Annotated in this window: 22 protein-coding genes; 5 read left to right on the top strand and 17 right to left on the bottom strand. The window is 62.5% G+C overall.

Translation table 11 applies throughout. The features are described from left to right. Positions 1–153 precede the first annotated feature (153 nt). Both arfA and BBG20_RS30485 read left to right on the top strand, forming a co-directional pair. Entirely contained in the window at positions 154–318 is a 165-nt protein-coding gene (gene arfA, locus BBG20_RS30490) for an alternative ribosome rescue factor ArfA (protein ID WP_003176285.1), read from the top strand. A gap of 61 nt (positions 319–379) precedes the next feature. Beyond that, positions 380–1,705: a lytic murein transglycosylase gene (locus tag BBG20_RS30485; RefSeq protein WP_065910083.1), complete on the top strand. Its 1,326-nt coding sequence runs from the start codon at positions 380–382 to the stop codon at positions 1,703–1,705. 360 nt (positions 1,706–2,065) lie between these two features. Here the strand turns inward: BBG20_RS30485 and BBG20_RS30480 are convergent, their stop codons facing one another. From BBG20_RS30480 to BBG20_RS30420, 13 genes are all read right to left on the bottom strand, one after another. Further along, complete coding sequence (locus BBG20_RS30480; protein WP_065910081.1) at positions 2,066–2,998, bottom strand: S66 peptidase family protein; 933 nt, start codon at positions 2,996–2,998, stop codon at positions 2,066–2,068. Positions 2,999–3,151: 153 nt separating this feature from the next. Next, a complete protein-coding gene (gene lipA, locus BBG20_RS30475; protein WP_162473202.1) occupies positions 3,152–4,153 on the bottom strand; it encodes a lipoyl synthase in 1,002 nt (333 codons plus the stop codon). A 26-nt stretch (positions 4,154–4,179) separates the two neighbouring features. Further along, the gene (gene lipB, locus BBG20_RS30470) at positions 4,180–4,827 is read right to left on the bottom strand and encodes a lipoyl(octanoyl) transferase LipB (RefSeq protein WP_065910077.1); all 648 of its coding nucleotides are present in this window, start codon (positions 4,825–4,827) and stop codon (positions 4,180–4,182) included. After that, on the bottom strand, positions 4,827–5,108 hold the full coding sequence (locus BBG20_RS30465) for a DUF493 domain-containing protein (RefSeq protein ID WP_043047980.1): 282 nt from the start codon (positions 5,106–5,108) through the stop codon (positions 4,827–4,829). The genes lipB and BBG20_RS30465 overlap by 1 nt, the downstream gene beginning before the upstream one ends. An 85-nt stretch (positions 5,109–5,193) precedes the next feature. Beyond that, a complete protein-coding gene (locus BBG20_RS30460) occupies positions 5,194–6,351 on the bottom strand; it encodes a D-alanyl-D-alanine carboxypeptidase family protein (RefSeq protein WP_065910075.1) in 1,158 nt (385 codons plus the stop codon). A 179-nt stretch (positions 6,352–6,530) separates the two neighbouring features. Continuing rightward, on the bottom strand, positions 6,531–7,529 hold the full coding sequence (locus tag BBG20_RS30455; protein WP_065910074.1) for a septal ring lytic transglycosylase RlpA family protein: 999 nt from the start codon (positions 7,527–7,529) through the stop codon (positions 6,531–6,533). Further along, positions 7,529–8,539, bottom strand: a complete 1,011-nt coding sequence (gene mltB, locus BBG20_RS30450) for a lytic murein transglycosylase B (RefSeq protein ID WP_065910072.1) — start codon at positions 8,537–8,539, stop codon at positions 7,529–7,531. Before mltB ends, BBG20_RS30455 begins: the two co-directional genes overlap by 1 nt. Before the next feature lie 17 nt (positions 8,540–8,556). Next, entirely contained in the window at positions 8,557–9,660 is a 1,104-nt protein-coding gene (gene rodA, locus BBG20_RS30445) for a rod shape-determining protein RodA (protein WP_065910334.1), read from the bottom strand. A gap of 31 nt (positions 9,661–9,691) precedes the next feature. Continuing rightward, positions 9,692–11,590 carry a penicillin-binding protein 2 gene (gene mrdA / locus BBG20_RS30440; protein ID WP_065910070.1) on the bottom strand — a complete coding sequence of 633 codons (1,899 nt, stop codon included), beginning with the start codon at positions 11,588–11,590 and terminating at the stop codon, positions 9,692–9,694. Positions 11,591–11,605: 15 nt separating this feature from the next. Then, positions 11,606–12,073, bottom strand: a complete 468-nt coding sequence (gene rlmH, locus BBG20_RS30435; RefSeq protein ID WP_003176297.1) for a 23S rRNA (pseudouridine(1915)-N(3))-methyltransferase RlmH — start codon at positions 12,071–12,073, stop codon at positions 11,606–11,608. A gap of 9 nt (positions 12,074–12,082) precedes the next feature. Further along, positions 12,083–12,577, bottom strand: a complete 495-nt coding sequence (gene rsfS / locus BBG20_RS30430; protein WP_003215432.1) for a ribosome silencing factor — start codon at positions 12,575–12,577, stop codon at positions 12,083–12,085. Positions 12,578–12,646: 69 nt separating this feature from the next. Beyond that, entirely contained in the window at positions 12,647–13,291 is a 645-nt protein-coding gene (gene nadD / locus BBG20_RS30425; protein WP_065910068.1) for a nicotinate-nucleotide adenylyltransferase, read from the bottom strand. Then, a complete protein-coding gene (locus tag BBG20_RS30420) occupies positions 13,291–14,556 on the bottom strand; it encodes a glutamate-5-semialdehyde dehydrogenase (protein WP_065910063.1) in 1,266 nt (421 codons plus the stop codon). Before BBG20_RS30420 ends, nadD begins: the two co-directional genes overlap by 1 nt. 174 nt (positions 14,557–14,730) lie before the next feature. On the opposite strand from BBG20_RS30420, the gene BBG20_RS30415 reads away from it, so the two are divergent. Further along, complete coding sequence (locus BBG20_RS30415) at positions 14,731–15,414, top strand: DNA-3-methyladenine glycosylase (RefSeq protein WP_065910061.1); 684 nt, start codon at positions 14,731–14,733, stop codon at positions 15,412–15,414. 70 nt (positions 15,415–15,484) lie between these two features. Beyond that, positions 15,485–16,801: a bifunctional DedA family/phosphatase PAP2 family protein gene (locus BBG20_RS30410; RefSeq protein ID WP_065910059.1), complete on the top strand. Its 1,317-nt coding sequence runs from the start codon at positions 15,485–15,487 to the stop codon at positions 16,799–16,801. Here the strand turns inward: BBG20_RS30410 and BBG20_RS30405 are convergent. The 4 genes from BBG20_RS30405 to BBG20_RS30390 all read right to left on the bottom strand — a co-directional run bounded on the left by BBG20_RS30405 (position 16,795) and on the right by BBG20_RS30390 (position 18,790). Continuing rightward, positions 16,795–17,010 (bottom strand): hypothetical protein, encoded by a 216-nt coding sequence (locus BBG20_RS30405; RefSeq protein ID WP_065910332.1) that lies wholly within the window; start codon positions 17,008–17,010, stop codon positions 16,795–16,797. The two genes, BBG20_RS30410 and BBG20_RS30405, sit on opposite strands and share 7 nt — an antisense overlap. 101 nt (positions 17,011–17,111) lie before the next feature. Next, positions 17,112–17,702 (bottom strand): LON peptidase substrate-binding domain-containing protein, encoded by a 591-nt coding sequence (locus tag BBG20_RS30400; protein ID WP_065910057.1) that lies wholly within the window; start codon positions 17,700–17,702, stop codon positions 17,112–17,114. Positions 17,703–17,723: 21 nt separating this feature from the next. Continuing rightward, positions 17,724–18,440, bottom strand: a complete 717-nt coding sequence (locus tag BBG20_RS30395; RefSeq protein ID WP_065910055.1) for an LrgB family protein — start codon at positions 18,438–18,440, stop codon at positions 17,724–17,726. Continuing rightward, positions 18,437–18,790: a CidA/LrgA family protein gene (locus BBG20_RS30390; protein WP_065910053.1), complete on the bottom strand. Its 354-nt coding sequence runs from the start codon at positions 18,788–18,790 to the stop codon at positions 18,437–18,439. The genes BBG20_RS30395 and BBG20_RS30390 overlap by 4 nt, the downstream gene beginning before the upstream one ends. A 165-nt stretch (positions 18,791–18,955) precedes the next feature. On the opposite strand from BBG20_RS30390, the gene BBG20_RS30385 reads away from it, so the two are divergent. Next, positions 18,956–19,411, top strand: coding sequence for a MaoC family dehydratase (locus tag BBG20_RS30385; protein WP_065910051.1), 456 nt, complete (start codon positions 18,956–18,958; stop codon positions 19,409–19,411). Positions 19,412–19,432: the final 21 nt, after the last annotated feature.

Here is a 19,432-nt window from a genome sequence, read left to right as displayed (position 1 = left end):
GGCCGGCGATGAGTCCCTAGGCCAAGAACGCTATCGCCGGCAAGCAGGCTCCTACAAGTTATGGCGTACGGTCTGACATATCAGCGGGCTTTACAGCGGCGCAACTTCGGCAGATTATTTGCGCCGTTGCCCCACCCCACGAGAGTACCGACCATGAGCAAAAAGCCATCCAAGCATGGCCCCAACAAGGCCAAATCCATCATCGCCCAGCCACTGTTCCGCAGCCGTCAGGAACGCGCCGGCAAGGGCAAAGGCAGCTACCGCCGCGAAGCCTTCCAGTCTAATAGCTGGGAGGCTTCTTACTTTCTGGCTGCCTGAAGGCAAGCGCCCCTCTGGCATGATAAGGTCTGCACCTGATTTGTAATCCCTGGACCTGTGCATGCCCTCTAGTCTTTCCCGTCGTTGGCACCTTCGCCAATTGATCGCTGCCTCCAGCCTCATTCTGCTTGTCGCCTGCGCGGAAAAACCCACCGCTGCTGACGCCCAGCCCCTGCCGACGCTCCAGACCGCCCCTGTCGCAGCGCCCGCCGTCGTCGCCCCGCTGGCCGTGGACAACCTCGATATCCAACCGACCCAGACCTTTGCCGAATGGCAGGCTGGCTTCCGTGTGCAAGCCCTGCAGGCCGGCATCACTGCCGCCGTGTTCGACAATGCCTTCGCCAATGTCACCCCCGACATGGCCGTGATTCGTGCCGACCGCAGCCAGCCGGAATTTTCCCGTCCAGTGTGGGAATACCTCGACGGCGCGCTGTCGCCGGTGCGTGTGCGCAATGGCCAGGCGCTGCTGATCAAGTACGCCGACACCCTGCAAAGCATCGAACAACGCTACGGCGTCGACCGTCAGGCACTGGTATCGGTGTGGGGCATGGAGAGTAACTTCGGCCAGTTCCAGGGCAACAACTCCGTGATCCGCTCCCTGGCGACCCTCGCCTATGAAGGCCGTCGCCCGGCCTTTGCCCAGGCGCAATTGCTCGCGGCGCTGCAGATCATCCAGCACGGCGATATCCAGGCCGACCAGATGAAAGGCTCCTGGGCCGGCGCCATGGGCCAGACCCAGTTCATCCCGACGACCTACAACACCCACGCCGTGGACTTCGACGGCGACGGTCGCCGCGACATCTGGAACAGCCCGGCCGATGCCCTCGCCTCCACCGCGCATTACCTGCAAAGCTCCGGCTGGCAGAAAGGCCAGCCGTGGGGCTTTGAAGTCAAGCAATTGCCGGCGAACTTCGACTATGCACTGGCTGATGGCGGCATCCGCAAAAGCGTGGCCGACTGGCTGAAGTTGGGGATTCAGTTGCCACCTGGCGCGAGCCTGCCACCGAACGTCGACTCGTTATCTGCCGCCCTGCTGCTGCCGGCCGGCTACCGTGGGCCGGCGTTCCTGGTGCTGGATAACTTCCGCGCGATCCTCAAGTACAACAACTCGTCGTCCTATGCATTGGCGGTGGGGCTGCTGTCAGAGCGCTTCGCCGGCGGCGGCGTGATTCGTGGCGATTGGCCCAAGGATGAGCTGCCGCTGAGTCGCTCCCAGCGCATAGACCTGCAGACGGCGCTGAGCGCCAAAGGCTATGAAGCCGGCAACCCGGACGGCATCATCGGCGCCAACACGCGCAAGGCGATTCGTGCAGCGCAGCAGGCGCTGGGCTGGCCGGCGGATGGCTATCCGACGGTAAAACTGCTGGAGTCGCTGCAGAACCGGTAGGGCGTCGTAAGGCAAATACCGCTATCGCAGGCAAGCCAGCTCCCACGGGGGAATGCATTCCAAATGTGGGAGCTGGCTGGCCGGCAGATGGCTATCCGACGGTAAAACTGCTGGAGTCGCTGCAGAACCGGTAGAGCGTCGTAAGGCAACTACCGCTATCGCAGGCAAGCCAGCTCCCACGGGGGAATGCATTCCAAATGTGGAGCTGGCTATCCGACAGTGAAACTGCTGGAGTCAATGCAGACCCGATAGAGCGTCGTAAGGCAACTACCGCCATCGCAGGCAAGCCAGCTCCCACAGGGGAGTGCATTCCAAATGTGTGGCTTGCCTGCGAAGACGGCGTGACAGGCAACATCAAACTCAGCCTTTGAGCACGACATCCTGCTCCAGCACCAACCGCTTCTCCCCCGCATCCAACCGCACCAGCGCGCCCATCGGCAGCGTCAGGTTCGGGTCGCAATGCCCGCTGCGCCAGCCAGACAACACCGGAATGCCCAATGGGGCGAAGGTCTGTTTAAGCAGGCGCTCCAGCGCCACAGCGTCCACACCCGCCACATCCCCCACCAGCACACCGGCCACTTGTGCAAGCTTGCCCGCCAGGCGCAGGTGCGTCAGCAGGCGGTCGATGCGGTAGATGGGCTCGTTGACGTCCTCGATCAGCAGGATGATGCCCTGCGCGTCGATTTCAAACGGGGTGCCCATGACCGCGGCGATCATCGACAGGTTGCCACCCAGCAAGCGCCCACACGCAATGCCAGGCTCAATCGTGGTCAACGGGTACGCCACCGGGTGCGCCAACAGGCTGCCGCTGCCCAGCTGGCCGCGCAGCAGGCTGAACAAGGAAGACTCGGTGGGTTGTTGCTTGTCGCCGAGCAGGTCGGCATTGAGCATCGGCCCGTGGAAGGTCACGAAACCGGCGTAGCGGCTGATCGCCAGGTGCACCGCGGTGATGTCGCTGTAACCCACGAACGGCTTAGGATTGGCGCGCAGCAGGTCGAAATCCAGGCGATCGAGCAAGCGCGGCGTGCCATAGCCTCCGCGCAGGCAGAAGATCGCATCGATTTCAGGGTCGGCGAAGGCGGTATGGAGGTCATGCAGGCGCACGTCATCGCTGCCGGCCAGGTAGCCGTCGCGCTCATACACACCGGGAAAGATTCGCAGGTCGTAGCCACGGGCACGCATCCATTGCCCGGCTTTTTCAACGTCCAGCGCGGCAGGGCCGGCGGGGGCGATCAGGGCGATGGTGCCTTCACTGCGTAAAGCAGGTACGGCGGCCGCGAGTTGAGTGGTCATCCATGCTCTCCGTATCGGTGACGCAGAAACAACTGTAGGAGCTGGCTTGCCGGCGATGCGGACACTTCGATGCAACAGATGCACCGAGGTGAGGCTATCGCAGGCAAGCCAGCTCCCACACAAACCGGCTTCTACAATTGGATCGGGGCCGGCTTACGAAACCAGGCTGGCCTTGACCAGCTTGGCCTGTTCGTCAGCGTGGTACGAGGAACGTACCAGCGGACCCGAGGCGACGTTCTTGAAGCCCATCTTGTAGCCTTCCTCGGCGAACCAGGCGAAGGTGTCCGGGTGCACGAAGCGCTGGACCGGCAAGTGGCTGCGGGACGGCTGCAGGTACTGGCCGAGGGTCAGCATGTCGATGTCGTGTTCGCGCATGCGCTTCATGACTTCGATCACTTCGTCGTCAGTCTCGCCCAAGCCCAGCATCAGGCCGGATTTGGTCGGGATGTGCGGCATCATCTGCTTGAATTTCTGCAGCAGGGTCAGCGACCACTGGTAGTCCGAACCCGGGCGCGCGGCCTTGTACAGGCGTGGCACGGTTTCCAGGTTGTGGTTGAACACATCCGGCGGCTCGGCAGCGGTGATTTCCAGCGCTACGTCCATGCGGCCACGGTAGTCGGGCACCAGGGTTTCGAGCATCACGTTCGGCGACAGTTTGCGGATTTCGCGGATGCAGTCGGCAAAGTGCTGGGCACCGCCGTCACGCAGGTCGTCGCGGTCTACCGAGGTGATCACCACGTACTTGAGTTTCAGGTCGGCGATGGCGATGGCCAGGCTTTCCGGTTCGTTGACGTCCAGTGGCTTCGGCCGGCCGTGGCCGACGTCGCAGAACGGGCAACGACGGGTGCAGATATCACCCATGATCATGAACGTGGCGGTGCCGCCGGAGAAGCACTCACCCAGGTTCGGGCAGGAGGCTTCTTCGCACACGCTGTGCAGCTTGTGTTTGCGCAGCAGGGCCTTGATACGGTCGACTTCCGGCGAAACCGGGATGCGCACGCGAATCCAGTCAGGCTTCTTCGGCAGTTCGGTGGTCGGGATGATCTTGACCGGGATGCGTGCAACCTTCTCGGCGCCGCGCAGCTTGACGCCGGCTTCCACCTTGGCACGCGGGGCCGGGGCCGGACGCTCGGTGATGTCCAGCGTCGGGATCATGGTTTGCACTGCATCAGTAGTCATAATCAGTCGATTCCGCCCGTGAGGGTCGTCTGCTCAGCATAGTCGAGGTGTTTGACGAGCTGCGCACGCAGCCGGGCACTTACCTCGGCAAATTTAATCGGTGTGGCGTGGTCGCTCAGTTGGGTCATCGCCAGCCCGGCGTAACCGCACGGGTTGATCCGCCGAAACGGCGCCAGGTCCATGTCCACGTTCAAGGCCAGGCCATGAAAGGAACAACCGTGGCGGATGCGCAAACCGAGGGAGGCGATTTTCGCGCCGTCCACATACACACCGGGTGCATCGGGCTTGGCCGCGGCAGTCACGCCGTAACTGGCCAACAGCTCGATCAGGCAAGCCTCCATGCGGCTCACCAGGTCGCGTACGCCAAACCCAAGCTTGCGTACGTCCAGCAGCAGGTACGCCACCAGTTGACCCGGCCCATGGTAAGTCACTTGGCCACCTCGGTCGACCTGCACCACCGGAATATCACCCGGCAACAACAGATGTTCGGCCTTGCCGGCCTGGCCCTGGGTAAATACCGGCGGGTGTTCCACCAGCCAGATCTCATCGGGGGCCGAGCTGCCGCGCTCATTGGTGAAGCGCTGCATGGCGTGCCAGACGGGCTCATAGTCCATCTGGCCGAGCTCGCGAAAGCCCAGGGTATGCGACATCACAGCACCATGTGCACGAAGCCGGTGGCCCGCAGTTCACTGTTGATGTTGTAGAGCTGGTCCTGATCCGTGGCAACGATGTGCAACTGGATCGTGGTGTATTTGCCGGTGGAGCTCTGACGCTCGTCCACACGGTTGTCGTTGATCGTCGCGTGTTTTCTGACGATCTCGAGAATCTTGTCCTTGCGGCCCACGCCGGTATCGCTGATCACCTTGACGGGATAATCCGTCACTGGGAATTCGATCTTGGGCGCCTTTACTTCTACTTCTTTATCGGTCATGGCGAAACGGCCTCGTAAGCGTAAGCCGTGGCGACGGGCAAAGCCCCGTGTCGGATCAACACGGGGCTTTGCAGGTGCACACTAATCAGTTGAACAAGCTGTAGAAGAATAGACGGATGCTATCCCACACGCGGCGGAAGATACCACCTTCGTCGACGGCGTCCAGCGCGATCAGGTCGGCGCTGTGCACCACCTTGTCGTCCAGCTTCACTTCGACCTTACCGATCACGTCACCCTTGGCGATTGGCGCGACCAATTGCGGGTTCATGGTCATGCTGGCCGCGAGCTTTTTCAGCTGGCCTTTAGGCATGGTCAGGGTCAGGTCTTCAGCCAGGCCGGCCTTGACCTGCGAGGTTGCGCCTTTCCAGACCGGAGCGGTCGCCAGCTCAGCACCCTTCTGATAGAAGGTCTGGGTTTCGAAGAAGCGGAAACCGTAGGTCAGCAGTTTTTGCGTCTCGGCCGCACGGGCCTGCTCGCTGTTGGTGCCGAATACGACGGCGATCAGGCGCTGGCCATCACGTACGGCGGACGACACCATGCAGTAACCGGCTTCTTCGGTGTGGCCGGTTTTCAGACCGTCGACGGTCTTGTCGCGCCACAGCAGCAGGTTGCGGTTAGGCTGCTTGATGTTGTTCCAGAAGAATTCCTTCTGGGAGTAGATCGCGTAGTGCACCGGGTCGACGCGGATAATCGCGCGCGCCAGGATCGCCATGTCGTGAGCCGACGAGTAGTGCTCTGGGTTTGGCAGGCCGGTCGGGTTCATGAAGTGGCTGTTGGTCATGCCCAGGTCAGCCACGGTTTTGTTCATCATGTCGGCGAACGCGTCTTCGCTGCCGGCGATGTGCTCGGACAGGGCCACGCTGGCGTCGTTACCGGACTGAATGATGATGCCGTGCAGCAGGTCGCTCACGGTCACTTGCGAGCCGACCTTGATGAACATCCGCGAACCGCCGGTGCGCCAGGCGTTTTCGCTGACGGTGACCGGGTCGTTCTCGCCGATCTGGCCGCGACGGATTTCCAGGGTCGCGATGTAGGCGGTCATCAGCTTGGTCAGGCTGGCTGGGGGCAGGCGCTGGTCACCGTTGTTCTCGACCAGCACGTTGCCGCTGGCGGCATCCATGAGGACCCAGGCCTTGGCAGCCAGTTGCGGGGAAGCCGGCACCATTTCAACCGCCCAGGCGGCCGGGGTGATGATCAGCGAAAGAAGCAGGCACGTGCGTTTGGCTAAGGTGGTGATGTTCATCCGTCTCTCGAAATTGCTTATGGAAACTTGCCCTCGCGGGCAAAACTTATTCAGACAGCCCGCTACCAGACTGTCACGTGTTCGGTTGCCCGCTCACCCCTTGCCCCTGGGTTTTTATTGTTCAACGAGCCAACAACCAGGGTTCAAGCCCGCGCACGGGCCAGAACCATCAATCTTTATTATTCGGCGGTGACCACGCTGGGTTGCCCCAGGTTGGCCAGGCGCACGCTGTTCTGCACTTGCGCGACCTCGCTCGGCGAGCCGATCGGGCCCATGCGCACACGGTGCAGGGTCTGCTGGTTACGCACGATGGAGCTGATGAAGACCGGCGCGCTGACCATGCTGCTCAGCTTGGACCTTAACAGTTCTGCCGCATCCGGGTTGGCGAAAGCGCCCACCTGCAGGTACTGCCCGCCCGCCATCGAACTGCCCGGCGCGGCCTGAGGCACGGCCACGGTGTCCGGCGCGTGCTGCGCCGGCGGCGGTGTCCACTGCTCGACCTTGCCGGCCGACGCGGTAATCTGTGGTTGCGGCGTTTGCGGTTCGTTGAGCATCAACGGCGCCGGCTTGCCACGCTGGGCCCAGTACTGCGCCGGGTCGATACCTTCGACCTTGACCCGCGCGGTGCCGGTTTCGGCGTAGCCGAGTTTCTTCGCGGCGGCATAGGACAAGTCGATGATCCGGTCCGAATAGAACGGCCCGCGGTCGTTGACGCGCAGGATCACCGTGCGATTGTTGTCCAGGTTGGTCACGCGCACATAGCTGGGCAGCGGCAGGGTCTTGTGCGCTGCGCTCATGCCATACAGGTCATACACTTCGCCGTTGGCGGTGTTCTGGCCATGGAACTTGGTGCCGTACCAGGACGCCGTGCCCGATTGCACGTAGGTCTTGGATTCCTGCAGCGGGAAATAGGTCTTGCCCAGCACGGTATACGGGTTGGCCTTGTAGGCGCCGGTGTGCAGGGTTGGCGTGGCATCCGGGATCTTCGATACGTCGACATCCCACCACGGCGCGCCGTCTTTGTGCGCGCGGTTGATGTCCAGGCCAGGCTGGGAACGGATGGCGGTGCCGCCGGACTTCTGCGCCGGACCGCGACTGGTGGAACAACTGACAACCAGCAAGGACAACGCGGCGAACGCCACCAGCTTGAGCGGTTTATTGAACGGCGATGCCCGCATTACTTGTTGCCCCGTGCTTGGACCAGCATGTCTGACAGCTGATGCACGGCCATGGCGTACATCACACTGCGGTTATAACGCGTGATTGCGTAGAAATTCTTCAGGCCCATCCAGTATTCAGGGCCATTTTCGCCTTCGAGGCGGAACGCCGTCACCGGCATATCATCGCGTGGCGCATTCTGACTCGACCAGCCCAGCGCCCGCAACTCCCCGACCGTCTTGGCCGGCTCGATACCCTGGGTCAGGCCTTCATCGGCGCGATCGCCGGTCACATCGGCACGGATCACCACCGGTTCGCCGGCGACCCAGCCGTGGCGTTTGAAGTAGCTGGCCACACTGCCGATGGCGTCGTCGGGATTGCTCCAGATATTGATGTGCCCGTCGCCGTCAAAATCCACGGCATAAGCGCGGAAGCTGCTCGGCATGAACTGCGGCAGGCCCATGGCACCGGCGTAGGAACCCTTGAGGGTCAGCGGGTCGACCTGCTCTTCGCGGGCCAACAGCAGGAACTCACGCAGCTCCTTGCGGAAGAAGTCGGCGCGCGGCGGGTAGTCGAAACCCAGGGTCGACAGGGCGTCGATCACCCGGTAGCTGCCGGTGTTGCGGCCGTAGAAGGTTTCGATGCCGATAATCGCGACGATCACCTGGGCCGGCACGCCGTACTCCTGCTCGGCGCGGGCCAGGACTGCCTCGTGCTGGCGCCAGAAGTCCACGCCACGGGCCACGCGGGCGTCGGTCAGGAACATCGGGCGATATTCCTTCCACTGCTTCACGCGCTCGGCGGGACGGGAGATGGCGTCGAGAATCGCCTGCTTGCGCTGGGCTTCGCGGAACACGCCCATCAGTTGTTCACCGGCGAAACCGTAGTCGCGGGTCATCTCACCGACAAATTCGGCGACCTGGGGTGAGCCATCGTAGTCACCGGCCTGCACCTCCTGCGTTGCCCCCAGCAGCCCGATCAGGCCCATCCAGGACGCATGCCGAGTCGCCCAGCCGCGCATTACTTGCATTGACATCTTCACCTTATTCAAACCTGTGCGATCCATTTGCGATGCGTATGAATCGACATCAAAACCCCAAACGCTGACAGCAATGTCACCAGCGAAGTTCCGCCGTAGCTAATGAACGGCAACGGCACCCCAACCACCGGCAACAGGCCACTGACCATACCGATGTTGACGAAAACGTAAACAAAAAAAGTCATGGTCAGGCTGCCGGCGAGCAATTTGCCGAACAGCGTCTGCGCCTGCGCGGTGATCACCAGGCCGCGACCAATCAACAGCAAATAAATCAGCAACAGCGCGCAAATGCCCACCAGGCCGAACTCTTCGCCCATCACCGCAATAATGAAGTCGGTGTGGCTCTCGGGCAGGAAGTCCAGGTGCGACTGGGTGCCCAGTAACCAACCCTTACCAAATACACCGCCGGAACCGATGGCGGCCTTCGACTGGATAATGTTCCAGCCGGTGCCCAGCGGGTCGCTTTCCGGGTCGAGGAAAGTCAGGATCCGTTGCTTCTGGTAGTCGTGCATGAAGAAGAACCACATGGCCACGGCCACCGGCACGGCGGCGGCCAGCACGCTGAGGATCCAGCGCCAGCGCAGCCCGCCCATGAACAGCACGAACGCACCGCCCGCCAGGATCAGCAGCGAGGTGCCGAGGTCTGGCTGGCGCACGATCAGGATAAACGGCACGCCGATCAGGAACAGGCTGATGGCCACATGCTTGAGCTGCGGCGGCAAGGTGCGTTTGGACAGATACCAGGCAATGGTCGCCGGCATCAGGATCTTCATGAATTCCGACGGTTGGAAGCGAATCACCCCGGGAATGTTGATCCAGCGCGTCGCCCCCATGGCGTTGTGGCCCATCACGTCCACCACCACCAATAGCAATACGCCGGCAACGTAGCCCAAGGGCACCCACCGCGCCATGAAACGCGGTTCGAGCTGGGCAATCACCAGCATCGACAACAGGCCAAGGCCGAACGACGAGGCCTGCTTGATCAGCAGGTCCCAGTTCTTGCCGCTGGCCGAATACAGCACGAACAGGCTGCCGGCCGCCAGGGTCAGGAGCAGGATCAGCAACGGGCCATCGATGTGCATGCGCTGCAGCAACGTCGCGCGGCGACGCATCACATCCTCGCTGGAGAGGATGCGGTCAAAATTACTCTTCACTGGCCGTAACCTCGGTGCTTGAAGGGGGGCCGCCATATTCGGGCTTGAGCCTGCCGTCGTCGGCCAACAGCCAGGCATCCATCACTTGGCGCACCACGGGCGCAGCAACGCCGGAGCCGGACTCGCCGTTCTCGACCATCACCGCCACCACGATTTTCGGGTCGTCCGCCGGGGCAAAGCCGACAAACAAGGCGTGGTCACGGTGGCGCTCCTGAACCTTGGAGCGGTCATATTTCTCGCCCTGCTTGATCGCGACCACCTGGGCGGTCCCGCTCTTGCCGGCAATGCGGTACTGCGCGCCGACCGCCGCCTTGCGCGCGGTGCCACGGGCGCCGTGCATCACTTGCTGCATGCCGTGGTTGACCTTGGTCCAGTCCGACGGGTCGCGCAGCACGATGTCCGGGATCGGGTTTTCATCCAGCGGCTTTTCGCCCTCGATGGTCCTGGCCAGGTGCGGCCGATTCCAGACGCCTTTGTTCGCCACCAGCGCCGTGGCCTGGGCCAGTTGCAGCGGCGTGGCCTGCATGTAGCCCTGGCCGATCCCGAGGATCAGGGTTTCGCCCGGGAACCAGGCCTGGCGACGGGTCGCGCGCTTCCACTCGCGCGATGGCATCAGGCCAGGGGATTCCTCGAACATATCCAGGGAGACTTTCTGGCCCAGGCCGAACTTGCCCATGTAGGCAGACAAACGGTCGATGCCAAGCTTGTGGGCCAGGTCGTAAAAATAGGTGTCGTTGGAGCGCATGATCGCGGTGTCCAGGTCGACATATCCGTCACCGGTGCGGTTCCAGTTACGGTATTTGTGATCGTAGTTGGGCAGCATGTAGTAGCCCGGGTCGAACACGCGGCTGGAGGCGGTGACCACGCCCGCATCCAGGCCGGCAATCGCCACCGCTGGCTTGATCGTCGAACCCGGCGGGTACAGGCCACGCAACACGCGGTTGAACAGCGGTCGGTCGATGGAATCACGCAACTCGGCGTAGGCCTTGAAGCTGATCCCGGTAACGAACAGGTTAGGGTCGAAGCTCGGCTGGCTGACCATCGCCAGCACTTCGCCGGTATTCGGGTCCAGCGCCACGACCGCGCCACGACGCCCACCCAGGGCCATCTCCGCCGCTTCCTGCAGCTTGATGTCCAGGCTCAGCACAATGTCCTTGCCCGGCACCGGGTCGGTCCGCTTGAGCACCCGCAGCACGCGGCCGCGCGCGTTGGTCTCGACTTCCTCGTAACCCACCTGGCCGTGCAGCTCCGGCTCGTAGAAACGCTCGATGCCGGTCTTGCCGATATGGTGGGTGCCGCTGTAGTTGACCGGGTCGAGGCTTTTCAGCTCTTTCTCGTTGATCCGCCCCATGTAGCCGACCGAGTGCGCAAAGTGCGGCCCCTGCGGGTAGTGACGCACCAACTGTGCGACCACTTCCACGCCCGGCAGGCGGAACTGGTTCACCGCGATCCGCGCGATCTGCTCTTCGGTCAGCTCAAACAGGATCGGCACCGGCTCGAAAGGCCGGCGCCCCTGCTTCATGCGCTTCTCGAAAATCACCCGGTCTTCCGGAGTCAGCTGCAGCACCTCGACAATGACATCGAGGATCTGCTGCCAGTCGCCGGAACGCTCGCGGGTCATGCTCAGGCTGAAGCTGGGACGGTTATCCGCGACCACCACGCCATTGCGGTCGAAAATCAGGCCACGGGTCGGCGGAATCGGCTGCACGTGCACCCGGTTGTTTTCCGACAAGGTGGAGTGATAGTCGTACTGGATCACCTGCAGGAAATACAGGCGGGCAATCAGCACCCCCAACAGCACCACGACCATGATCGCGCCAAACACCACGCGCGCGCGTACCAGACGTGCGTCTTTCTCGTGGTCCTTGATGCGGATCGGCTGGGTCATCGGGAGGGGCGCAGATTATTTGTGGTAAGGGTGCCCGGACAGAACTGTCCAGGCGCGATACAGCTGTTCACCGATCAGGATCCTTACCAACGGGTGCGGCAGCGTCAGCGCCGACAGCGACCAGCGCTGATCCGCCCGTGCGCAGACTTCCGGCGCCAGCCCTTCCGGGCCGCCGACCATGAAGTTGACCGTGCGCGAGTCCAGGCGCCAGCGATCCAGCTCAACCGCCAGTTGCTCGGTGCTCCAGGGTTTGCCGTGCACTTCGAGGGTGACGATGCGCTCGTTGGGGCCGACCTTGGCCAGCATGGCCTCGCCTTCCTGACGGATAAAACGTGCCACGTCGGCATTCTTGCCCCGGGTATTGAGCGGTATCTCTACCAGTTCCAGCGACAGCTCAGCGGGCAGACGCTTGGCATACTCGTGCCAGCCTTCTTCCACCCACTTGGGCATGCGTGAACCGACAGCAATCAGACGCAGGCGCACAGCCGTTCCTTATTCCTGGTCTTTGTTGAGCTTGTCGAAGTGCGCGTGGCCCACTTCCGGGCTGTGGTGCTTGCCGTCAGCCGCACGGCTCTGCTCGGCGCCTTTCCACAGACGCTCCAAGTCGTAGAACTGACGGGCGTTGGAAGTCATCATGTGAACGATCACGTCGTCCATGTCCAGCAGCACCCAGTCGCTGTCGCCCTTGCCTTCTTCACCCAGCGGCTTGACGCCCTGGGCCTTGACGGCTTCGCGAACCTTGTCGAGCATCGCGCCGATCTGGCGGTTGGAGGTACCGGTGGCGATGATCATGAAGTCGGTGATGCTCTGCTTGTCGCGTACGTCCAGGACCTGGATGTCCTGGGCCTTCACGTCTTCCAGGGCCGCCACGGCGACTTTTACCAGCTCTTCGCCAGCCAGCTCAGGGCCGGTGTGCGCTTCGACCGGCAGCGGGGCGCTTTTGAACGTGCCTTTGCGCTTAACTTTGCTTACGTCTTTGTTCGTCATAAAAAACTCGTTTTGCTCGTATGTTCGGGCGCTTGCTGCACGGTTGTCCGTGCGTTCAAGCGCGCCTTTTCAGTTCGACGCACGGTAAAGCCCGTGCGCATCGATGTAGGCCAGGACCGCGTCAGGCACCAGGAAACGTACCGACTTCCCGCTGGCCAGCAGTTGACGGATCTGGGTGGCGGACACCGCAAGCGGGGTCTGCCAGACGAATGCAATATTCCCGTTCGGCCCGGTCAGGGCCAAGGGGTCACTTACCGACCGCGCGGCCAGCAGGTTGCGCAAGGCATCCGGCGGTTCGCTGTCGGCATCCGGGCGTTGCAAAACCAGGATGTGGCAATGCTGGAGGAGTTCCTCCCAGCGATGCCAAGAGGGCAGGCCGCAAAATGCGTCCCAGCCCAAAAGCAGAAACAACTGGTCATCCGCGGCCAACTCGGCGCGCATCAGCTCCAGGGTGTCGACAGTGTAGGACGGTTTATCGCGCTTGAGCTCGCGATCGTCCACCACCAGCGGCGGTATGCCTTCCACGGCAAGGCGCACCATTTCCAGGCGCTGCTGCGGCGACACCTGTGGAGTGTCGCGATGCGGCGGCCGGAAATTGGGGATCAGGCGCAGTTCGTCCAACGCCAGGGCATCCGCGACTTCCAGGGCACTGCGCAAATGGCCGATGTGCACGGGGTCGAAGGTGCCACCGAGCAGCCCGATGCGTTTAGCCATCAAGTGCGCACATGACCGTCGCCGAACACCACGTACTTCTCGCTGGTCAGGCCTTCCAGGCCAACCGGGCCGCGTGCGTGGAGCTTGTCGGTGGAGATGCCGATCTCCGCCCCCAGGCCATACTCGAAGCCGTCGGCAAAACGCGTCGAGGCGTTGATCATCACCGAAGCGGAATCCACTTCGTTGAGGAAACGCCGGGCATCGCTGAAATGCTCGGAAACAATGGCATCGGTGTGCTTGGAGCCGTAGGTGTTGATGTGTTCGATGGCCTCGTCGAGGTCGTCGACAATCTTGATCGACAGGATCGGCGCGGTGTATTCGGTGTACCAGTCCAGCTCGGTCGCCTCGATCACCTCCGCGCCGAGCAGCGCACGGGTGCGCTCGCAACCCCGCAGCTCCACGCCCTTGTCACGGTAGATGGCAGCCAGCGGCGGCAGCACGCGCTCGGCAATGCCTGCGTGCACCAGCAGGGTTTCCATGGTGTTGCACGGGGCGTAGCGGTGAGTCTTGGCGTTGTCGGCGATGCGGATCGCCTTGTCGATATCGGCGGCCACGTCGATGAACACGTGGCACACACCGTCTAGGTGCTTGATGACAGGCACCTTGGCATCGCGGCTGACGCGTTCGATCAGGCTCTTGCCACCGCGCGGCACGATGACATCGACGAACTCCGGCATGGTGATCAAGGCGCCCACGGCGGCGCGGTCGGTGGTTTCCACCACTTGCACCACTTCAGCCGGCAACTCGGCCACCGCCAGGCCCTGCTGGATGCACGCGGCAATGGCACGGTTGGAATTGATCGCTTCGGAGCCGCCACGCAGAATGGTGGCATTGCCTGACTTGAGGCACAGGCTCGCGGCGTCGATGGTCACGTTCGGGCGCGACTCATAGATGATGCCGATCACACCCAGCGGCACCCGCATCTTGCCGACCTGGATGCCGGACGGCAGGTAACGCATGTCGCGGATTTCACCGATGGGGTCAGGCAGCTTGGCCACCTGACGCAGGCCTTCGATCATGTCGTCGATACGTGCCGGGGTCAGCGCCAGGCGGTCCAGCAGCGCGGGCTCCAGGCCATTGGCGCGGCCGTTGGCCAGGTCCTGTTCGTTGGCGGCGGTCAGCTCGGAGCGCGAGGCGTCCAGAGCGTCGGCGGCCGCCAGCAGGGCGCGGTTCTTCTGCGCGGTGCTCGCACGGGCGATCAACCGCGAGGCCTGACGGGCAGCGCGACCCAGGCGGGTCATGTAGTCAAGAACGGACTCAGTCATGGTCAGGGAGTCTTGGCAAAGAGGAAAGCGGCAGATTATAGCTGTGACGCCGCCCGACTGACAGCGGTGAGGGGCGGATGGTCGAAATGAACTGTAAAAACCTGGGGTTCAGCGGTAATTAAGGTGGGAGTTGTTATTATTCCGTCACATTTAGCCGTAATAACCCTGAACGCCATGTCCGGTTTGACCCCGCAACTCCCCGCCAGCGCCCTGCCCGACAGCTTCTTCGACCGCGATGCACAATTGCTCGCGCGCGAATTGCTCGGAAAAGTCATACGCCATCGCGTCGGCGATATCTGGCTTTCGGCGCGAATTATTGAAACCGAAGCCTATTACGTGGCCGAAAAAGGCAGCCACGCCTCACTCGGCTACACAGAAAAGCGTAAGGCTTTGTTTCTGGATGGCGGCCATATCTACATGTACTACGCCCGTGGCGGCGATTCGCTGAACTTCAGCGCCCACGGCCCGGGCAATGCGGTACTGATCAAATCGGCCTATCCGTGGGTCGATGAACGCTCCGGCCCCGCCAGCCTGGCGCAGATGCTGTTGAACAATCCGAACGCCGACGGCAGCCCCCGTGCCTCGCAGAAGCTGTGCGCCGGGCAGACGCTGCTGTGCAAAGCGCTGGGCCTGAAGGTGCCGGTTTGGGACGCCAAGCGCTTCGATCAGGACTTGCTCTATGTGGAAGACGTTGGCCAGACACCCACACAGATCATCCAGACCACCCGCCTGGGCATCCCCAGTGGCCGTGACGAACACTTGATGTACCGCTTCGTGGACGCGGGCTATGCGCCGTATTGCACGCGCAACCCGCTGCGTCGGGGCCAGGTCGAAGGCCGCGATTATTTTTTGATGTGATGACACGGCCTGCAGGAGCCCGGCTTGCCGGGCGCGTGCAAGGTGTACGAACTTGGATGGAGTGGATTGTATGGGCCAATGGCTCGATAGCATTACCGGCTGGCTGACCCTCAACCCGCAATGGCTGGCGGTGGCGGTGTTTATCGTCGCGTGCGTGGAATGCCTGGCGATTGCCGGCCTGATCGTGCCTGGCACGGTGTTGCTGTTCGCCATCGCTGCCTTGGCCGGCAGTGGTGCGCTGTCGTTGAGCGAAACCCTGTTGCTGGGGTTCCTCGGTGGGTTGTTGGGCGATGCTGTGTCCTATTATCTGGGGCGTCATTTCCACCAGAACATTCGCCGCCTGCCCGGTCTGCGCCACCACCCCGAGTGGATGAGCGGCGCAGAGTCCTACTTCCACAAGTACGGCATCGCCAGCCTGTTGGTCGGACGTTTCATCGGCCCGCTGCGCCCGATGCTGCCAATGGTGGCCGGCATGTGCGACATGCCGTTTCCGCGCTTTGCCGCCGTCAGCGTTCTAGCGGCCGCCGGCTGGTCGGTGGCCTACCTGTTGCCAGGCTGGGCGACCGGCGCCGCGTTTCGCCTGCCATTGCCACCAGGGTTCTGGCCGGAAGCGGGGATTGTCGCGGCGTGCCTGGCGATACTGCTGGGGCTGAGCTTGAACAGCAGCCTGCGCGGGCATCGTAGCGCGACGCTGTGGATCGGCTGCGCCAGCCTGACGCTGTTGATCGCACTGTTTATCGGCTATCCGCACCTCAACGACTTTGACCAGGGCCTCAGTGCGCTGGTCCAGGAACATCGCAGCGCCTGGTTGGACGAGGTGATGGTGCGGATTACGCAGTTGGGTGAGTTCAAGAAGATGTTCGTCGCCAGCGCCGTGTTCACCGGCCTGCTGCTCCTGGCACGGCAATGGCGGCATGCCGTGTTTGTCGGCGCCACACTGGCCGGGGCGGCGGTGATCAATACCGGGACCAAGCTGTTTTTCGCGCGCGGTCGCCCGGAGATCCTGACCGACCCACTCACCAGCTTCAGCATGCCCAGCGGCCACGCGTCCGGCGCGTTCGCGTTTTTCCTGGCATTGGCGGTATTGGCCGGTCGCGGCCAGCCCACGCGGCTGCGCCTGACCTGGATGCTGCTGGGCTGCATCCCCGCCGCTTTTATCGCATTGTCCCGGGTGTACCTGGGCGCTCATTGGCCCACCGATATCCTGGCGGGCACGCTGCTGGCGATGACCGTGTGTGCGTTCAGCCTGACCGTCAGCCAGTACCGCAGCCCATTGCCGCCGATGTCGCAGAAAGCCTGGTGGCTGTTACTGCCGGCGATAGTGGCGGTGCTGAGTTTTATCGCCTTTACCGGCACACCGCACGCGCTGCTCAGGTATGCCTACTGACTCCGGGCCGGCCCCAACCAGTCGACGGGAGCAACGCGACGCTCAATACAGCGTTCGCGTCGCTCCAACAGCATCTCATCGGCAATCTCTGCGGCGCGCTCGGCGATGTATTCCGCACCGCGCTTGGCGTCCGACTGCAGCAATTGCCCGGCAATGCTGACAAAAAAAGCGTCCCAGACCGCCTGCTCCGATTGCGCTAGCCGAATCATGTCCATCCCCCGATCATCGTTATGTGATCGGCGACTATTTCAGGCAACGCACAGCGGGCCGCGAAGAAACGTCCGAAAGCAGCGCCGGAGTTTTCCGAAACTCAGGTGAACAGCTCGCCTTGCAGTTCATCGAGCAACATCTGGATCGCGTCCAGCCGTTGCTGCGGGTCGTCGAGCTGCAGCAGGTCGATCTTGTCGGCCTCGGTGAACGGCAACAGATACGCCAGTTGGTTGCCCAGGGCTTGCTGGCCGTCGGCGTGGGCGCCCATGTCCAGCGAGGCGACCATCGGGTGTTCGGCCAGGGCCTGCAGCAAGGCCAGGAGGTCGGCGTCCTCTTCTTCCAGCGCCTGGTCCGGTTGTTCTTCCAGCCACTGCACCTCGGCCACCAGCAACTGGTCTTTCTGCACGCCGGCGTCACGCACGCGGAAGCGACGGCCACCTTCGACGCGAATCCCAAGCAGGCCGTTGTCCTGTTGCTTGAAGTCGCGAATCAGCGCTTCGCAGCCGATCAGCGCGTAGCCGTCCGGGGCGATGCCCACTTCCTTGCCGTCGAGGATGCACACCACGCCGAAGCTTTCGCCCTTTTTCAGGCAGCGGCTGATCATGTCCAGGTAGCGCGCCTCGAACAGTTGCAGGTCGAGGGTGCAGCCAGGGAACAGCACGGTATTGAGCGGGAACAGCGCCAGACTCATAAAGGTTTCCTTAAACCCGGTTTAAACAATCACCGACACAGCCAGCGGCAGGAACACCGCCGTGGCCACGCCCATCAGACTCATGGCCAGCGCTGCAAAGGCGCCACACTCTTCGCTTTCCTGCAGGGCCACCGAGGTGCCGACGGCGTGGGCGGTCATGCCCAGCGCCATGCCGCGCGCCTCGGGGCTGCGCACCCCCAGGCGCGACAGGTAAGCAGGCCCGATCATCGCGCCGATCACCCCGGTGATCAGTACAAACACCGCCGCCAGCGCGGCCACGCCACCGATCTGCTCGGCCACCAGCATGGCGATCGGCGAGGTCACCGACTTGGGCGCCATCGTCATCAGCATCCTATGCTCGGCGCCAAACCACCACCCCAGCAACACACACAGGCCAGTGGCCAACACGCCACCTATCACCAGCGTAGTAAAAATCGGCCAGAACAATTGGCGAATCCGCCGCAGGTTCAAGTACAGCGGCACCGCCAGGGCCACGGTCGCGGGGCCGAGCAGGATGCTCATGATCTCGGTGCTCTTGCGGTACTCGGCGTAGCTCAGCCCGCAGGTGAGCAACACGCCAATCACCAGCAGCATGGAAACCAGCACCGGCTGCAGGAAAATCCAGCGGGTTTTCTCAAAGCCCGCGAGTACCAATTGATACGCGCCGAGGGTGATACCGATGCCAAACAGAGGGTGGTGAATCACGGCTGTCCACGCGCCTTGCCAGTCGAAGATCATTGATCCTTCTCCTTGCGCTTGACCATGTGCTCCATCAACAGGCCGACAAAGCCCATGGCGATCACCAGCGACACCACCAGCGCGCCGACGATTGCCCAGAAGTCGGCGGCAATGTCCCGCGCATACACCATCACCCCCACCGCCGGCGGCACCAGCAGCAACGGCAAATAGCGCAACAGGCTGCTGGCCGCCAGGCTCAGGGGCTCGCCGACTTCGCCGCGCCACACCAGGTAGCCGAGCATCAACAGCAGGCCAATGATCGGGCCCGGCAGCACCGGTAACAGCAAATGATTGATCGCCGTGCCGATCAATTGAAACAACACCAGCCATGTCAGACCGCGTAACAGCATCCGTTTTCTCCCCCCTCAAGACCCGCCCGCATTATAAGCATGCCCGCCCTATGCATCGGCATTCGCCAAAAGCATGGTGGGTTGACCGGGCTGATTGGCCATGATGATCTACATTGGTTCTCTGTAACCCATAAAAACAGCACCGATGAACCAAGGAGAGACGCAATGCCCTATGTACCCGTAGCGCAGCTCAAAGATTATGTCGGCAAGGAACTGGGACGTTCCGAATGGCTCACCATCGACCAGGCCCGTATCAACCTGTTCGCCGAGGCCACCGGCGATCACCAGTTCATCCATGTCGACCCGGTCAAGGCCGCGCAGACGCCGTTCGGCACCACCATCGCCCATGGGTTCCTGTCCTTGTCGCTGATGCCCAAGCTGATGGAAGACCTGCTGATCGTGCCCGAAGGCTTGAAGATGGCCGTCAACTATGGCCTGGACAGTGTGCGGTTTATCCAGCCGGTGAAGGTCAATTCCAAGGTGCGCCTGAACGTGACCCTCAATGACGTCACCGAGAAAAAGCCCGGTCAATGGCTGCTCAAGGCCACCGCGACCCTGGAAATCGAAGGCCAGGAAAAACCCGCTTACGTAGCCGAGTCGTTGTCGCTCTACTTCGTGTAACCACCCGCCCCCGTGTAGGAG

The sequence above is a fragment of the Pseudomonas aylmerensis genome, from assembly GCF_001702265.1.
In the GTDB taxonomy this organism is placed as follows: domain Bacteria; phylum Pseudomonadota; class Gammaproteobacteria; order Pseudomonadales; family Pseudomonadaceae; genus Aquipseudomonas; species Aquipseudomonas aylmerensis.
Note: the sequence above shows the minus strand (reverse complement) of the source record. Positions and strands in the feature narration are given on the sequence as shown.

Excerpts from the sequence above, each read along its gene's own strand:
- BBG20_RS30395 (WP_065910055.1), bottom strand. The coding sequence starts at position 18,440 with ATGATCTTCGACTGGCAAGGCGCGTGGACAGCCGTGATTCACCACCCT.
- nadD (WP_065910068.1), bottom strand. The coding sequence starts at position 13,291 with ATGGCTAAACGCATCGGGCTGCTCGGTGGCACCTTCGACCCCGTGCAC.
- lipB (WP_065910077.1), bottom strand. The coding sequence starts at position 4,827 with ATGTCGCATACCCTGGGCTTTCGCGAGCTCGGCCAGATGGACTATGAG.
- BBG20_RS30455 (WP_065910074.1), bottom strand. The coding sequence starts at position 7,529 with ATGCGGGCATCGCCGTTCAATAAACCGCTCAAGCTGGTGGCGTTCGCC.
- arfA (WP_003176285.1), top strand. The coding sequence starts at position 154 with ATGAGCAAAAAGCCATCCAAGCATGGCCCCAACAAGGCCAAATCCATC.
- BBG20_RS30400 (WP_065910057.1), bottom strand. The coding sequence starts at position 17,702 with ATGAGTCTGGCGCTGTTCCCGCTCAATACCGTGCTGTTCCCTGGCTGC.
- BBG20_RS30390 (WP_065910053.1), bottom strand. The coding sequence starts at position 18,790 with ATGCTGTTACGCGGTCTGACATGGCTGGTGTTGTTTCAATTGATCGGC.
- BBG20_RS30410 (WP_065910059.1), top strand. The coding sequence starts at position 15,485 with ATGGGCCAATGGCTCGATAGCATTACCGGCTGGCTGACCCTCAACCCG.
- BBG20_RS30415 (WP_065910061.1), top strand. The coding sequence starts at position 14,731 with ATGTCCGGTTTGACCCCGCAACTCCCCGCCAGCGCCCTGCCCGACAGC.
- BBG20_RS30465 (WP_043047980.1), bottom strand. The coding sequence starts at position 5,108 with ATGACCGATAAAGAAGTAGAAGTAAAGGCGCCCAAGATCGAATTCCCA.
- BBG20_RS30420 (WP_065910063.1), bottom strand. The coding sequence starts at position 14,556 with ATGACTGAGTCCGTTCTTGACTACATGACCCGCCTGGGTCGCGCTGCC.
- BBG20_RS30405 (WP_065910332.1), bottom strand. The coding sequence starts at position 17,010 with ATGATTCGGCTAGCGCAATCGGAGCAGGCGGTCTGGGACGCTTTTTTT.
- BBG20_RS30485 (WP_065910083.1), top strand. The coding sequence starts at position 380 with ATGCCCTCTAGTCTTTCCCGTCGTTGGCACCTTCGCCAATTGATCGCT.
- lipA (WP_162473202.1), bottom strand. The coding sequence starts at position 4,153 with ATGATCCCGACGCTGGACATCACCGAGCGTCCGGCCCCGGCCCCGCGT.
- BBG20_RS30385 (WP_065910051.1), top strand. The coding sequence starts at position 18,956 with ATGCCCTATGTACCCGTAGCGCAGCTCAAAGATTATGTCGGCAAGGAA.
- BBG20_RS30460 (WP_065910075.1), bottom strand. The coding sequence starts at position 6,351 with ATGAACATCACCACCTTAGCCAAACGCACGTGCCTGCTTCTTTCGCTG.
- mltB (WP_065910072.1), bottom strand. The coding sequence starts at position 8,539 with ATGCAAGTAATGCGCGGCTGGGCGACTCGGCATGCGTCCTGGATGGGC.
- rodA (WP_065910334.1), bottom strand. The coding sequence starts at position 9,660 with ATGCGTCGCCGCGCGACGTTGCTGCAGCGCATGCACATCGATGGCCCG.
- rsfS (WP_003215432.1), bottom strand. The coding sequence starts at position 12,577 with ATGACGAACAAAGACGTAAGCAAAGTTAAGCGCAAAGGCACGTTCAAA.
- BBG20_RS30480 (WP_065910081.1), bottom strand. The coding sequence starts at position 2,998 with ATGACCACTCAACTCGCGGCCGCCGTACCTGCTTTACGCAGTGAAGGC.
- mrdA (WP_065910070.1), bottom strand. The coding sequence starts at position 11,590 with ATGACCCAGCCGATCCGCATCAAGGACCACGAGAAAGACGCACGTCTG.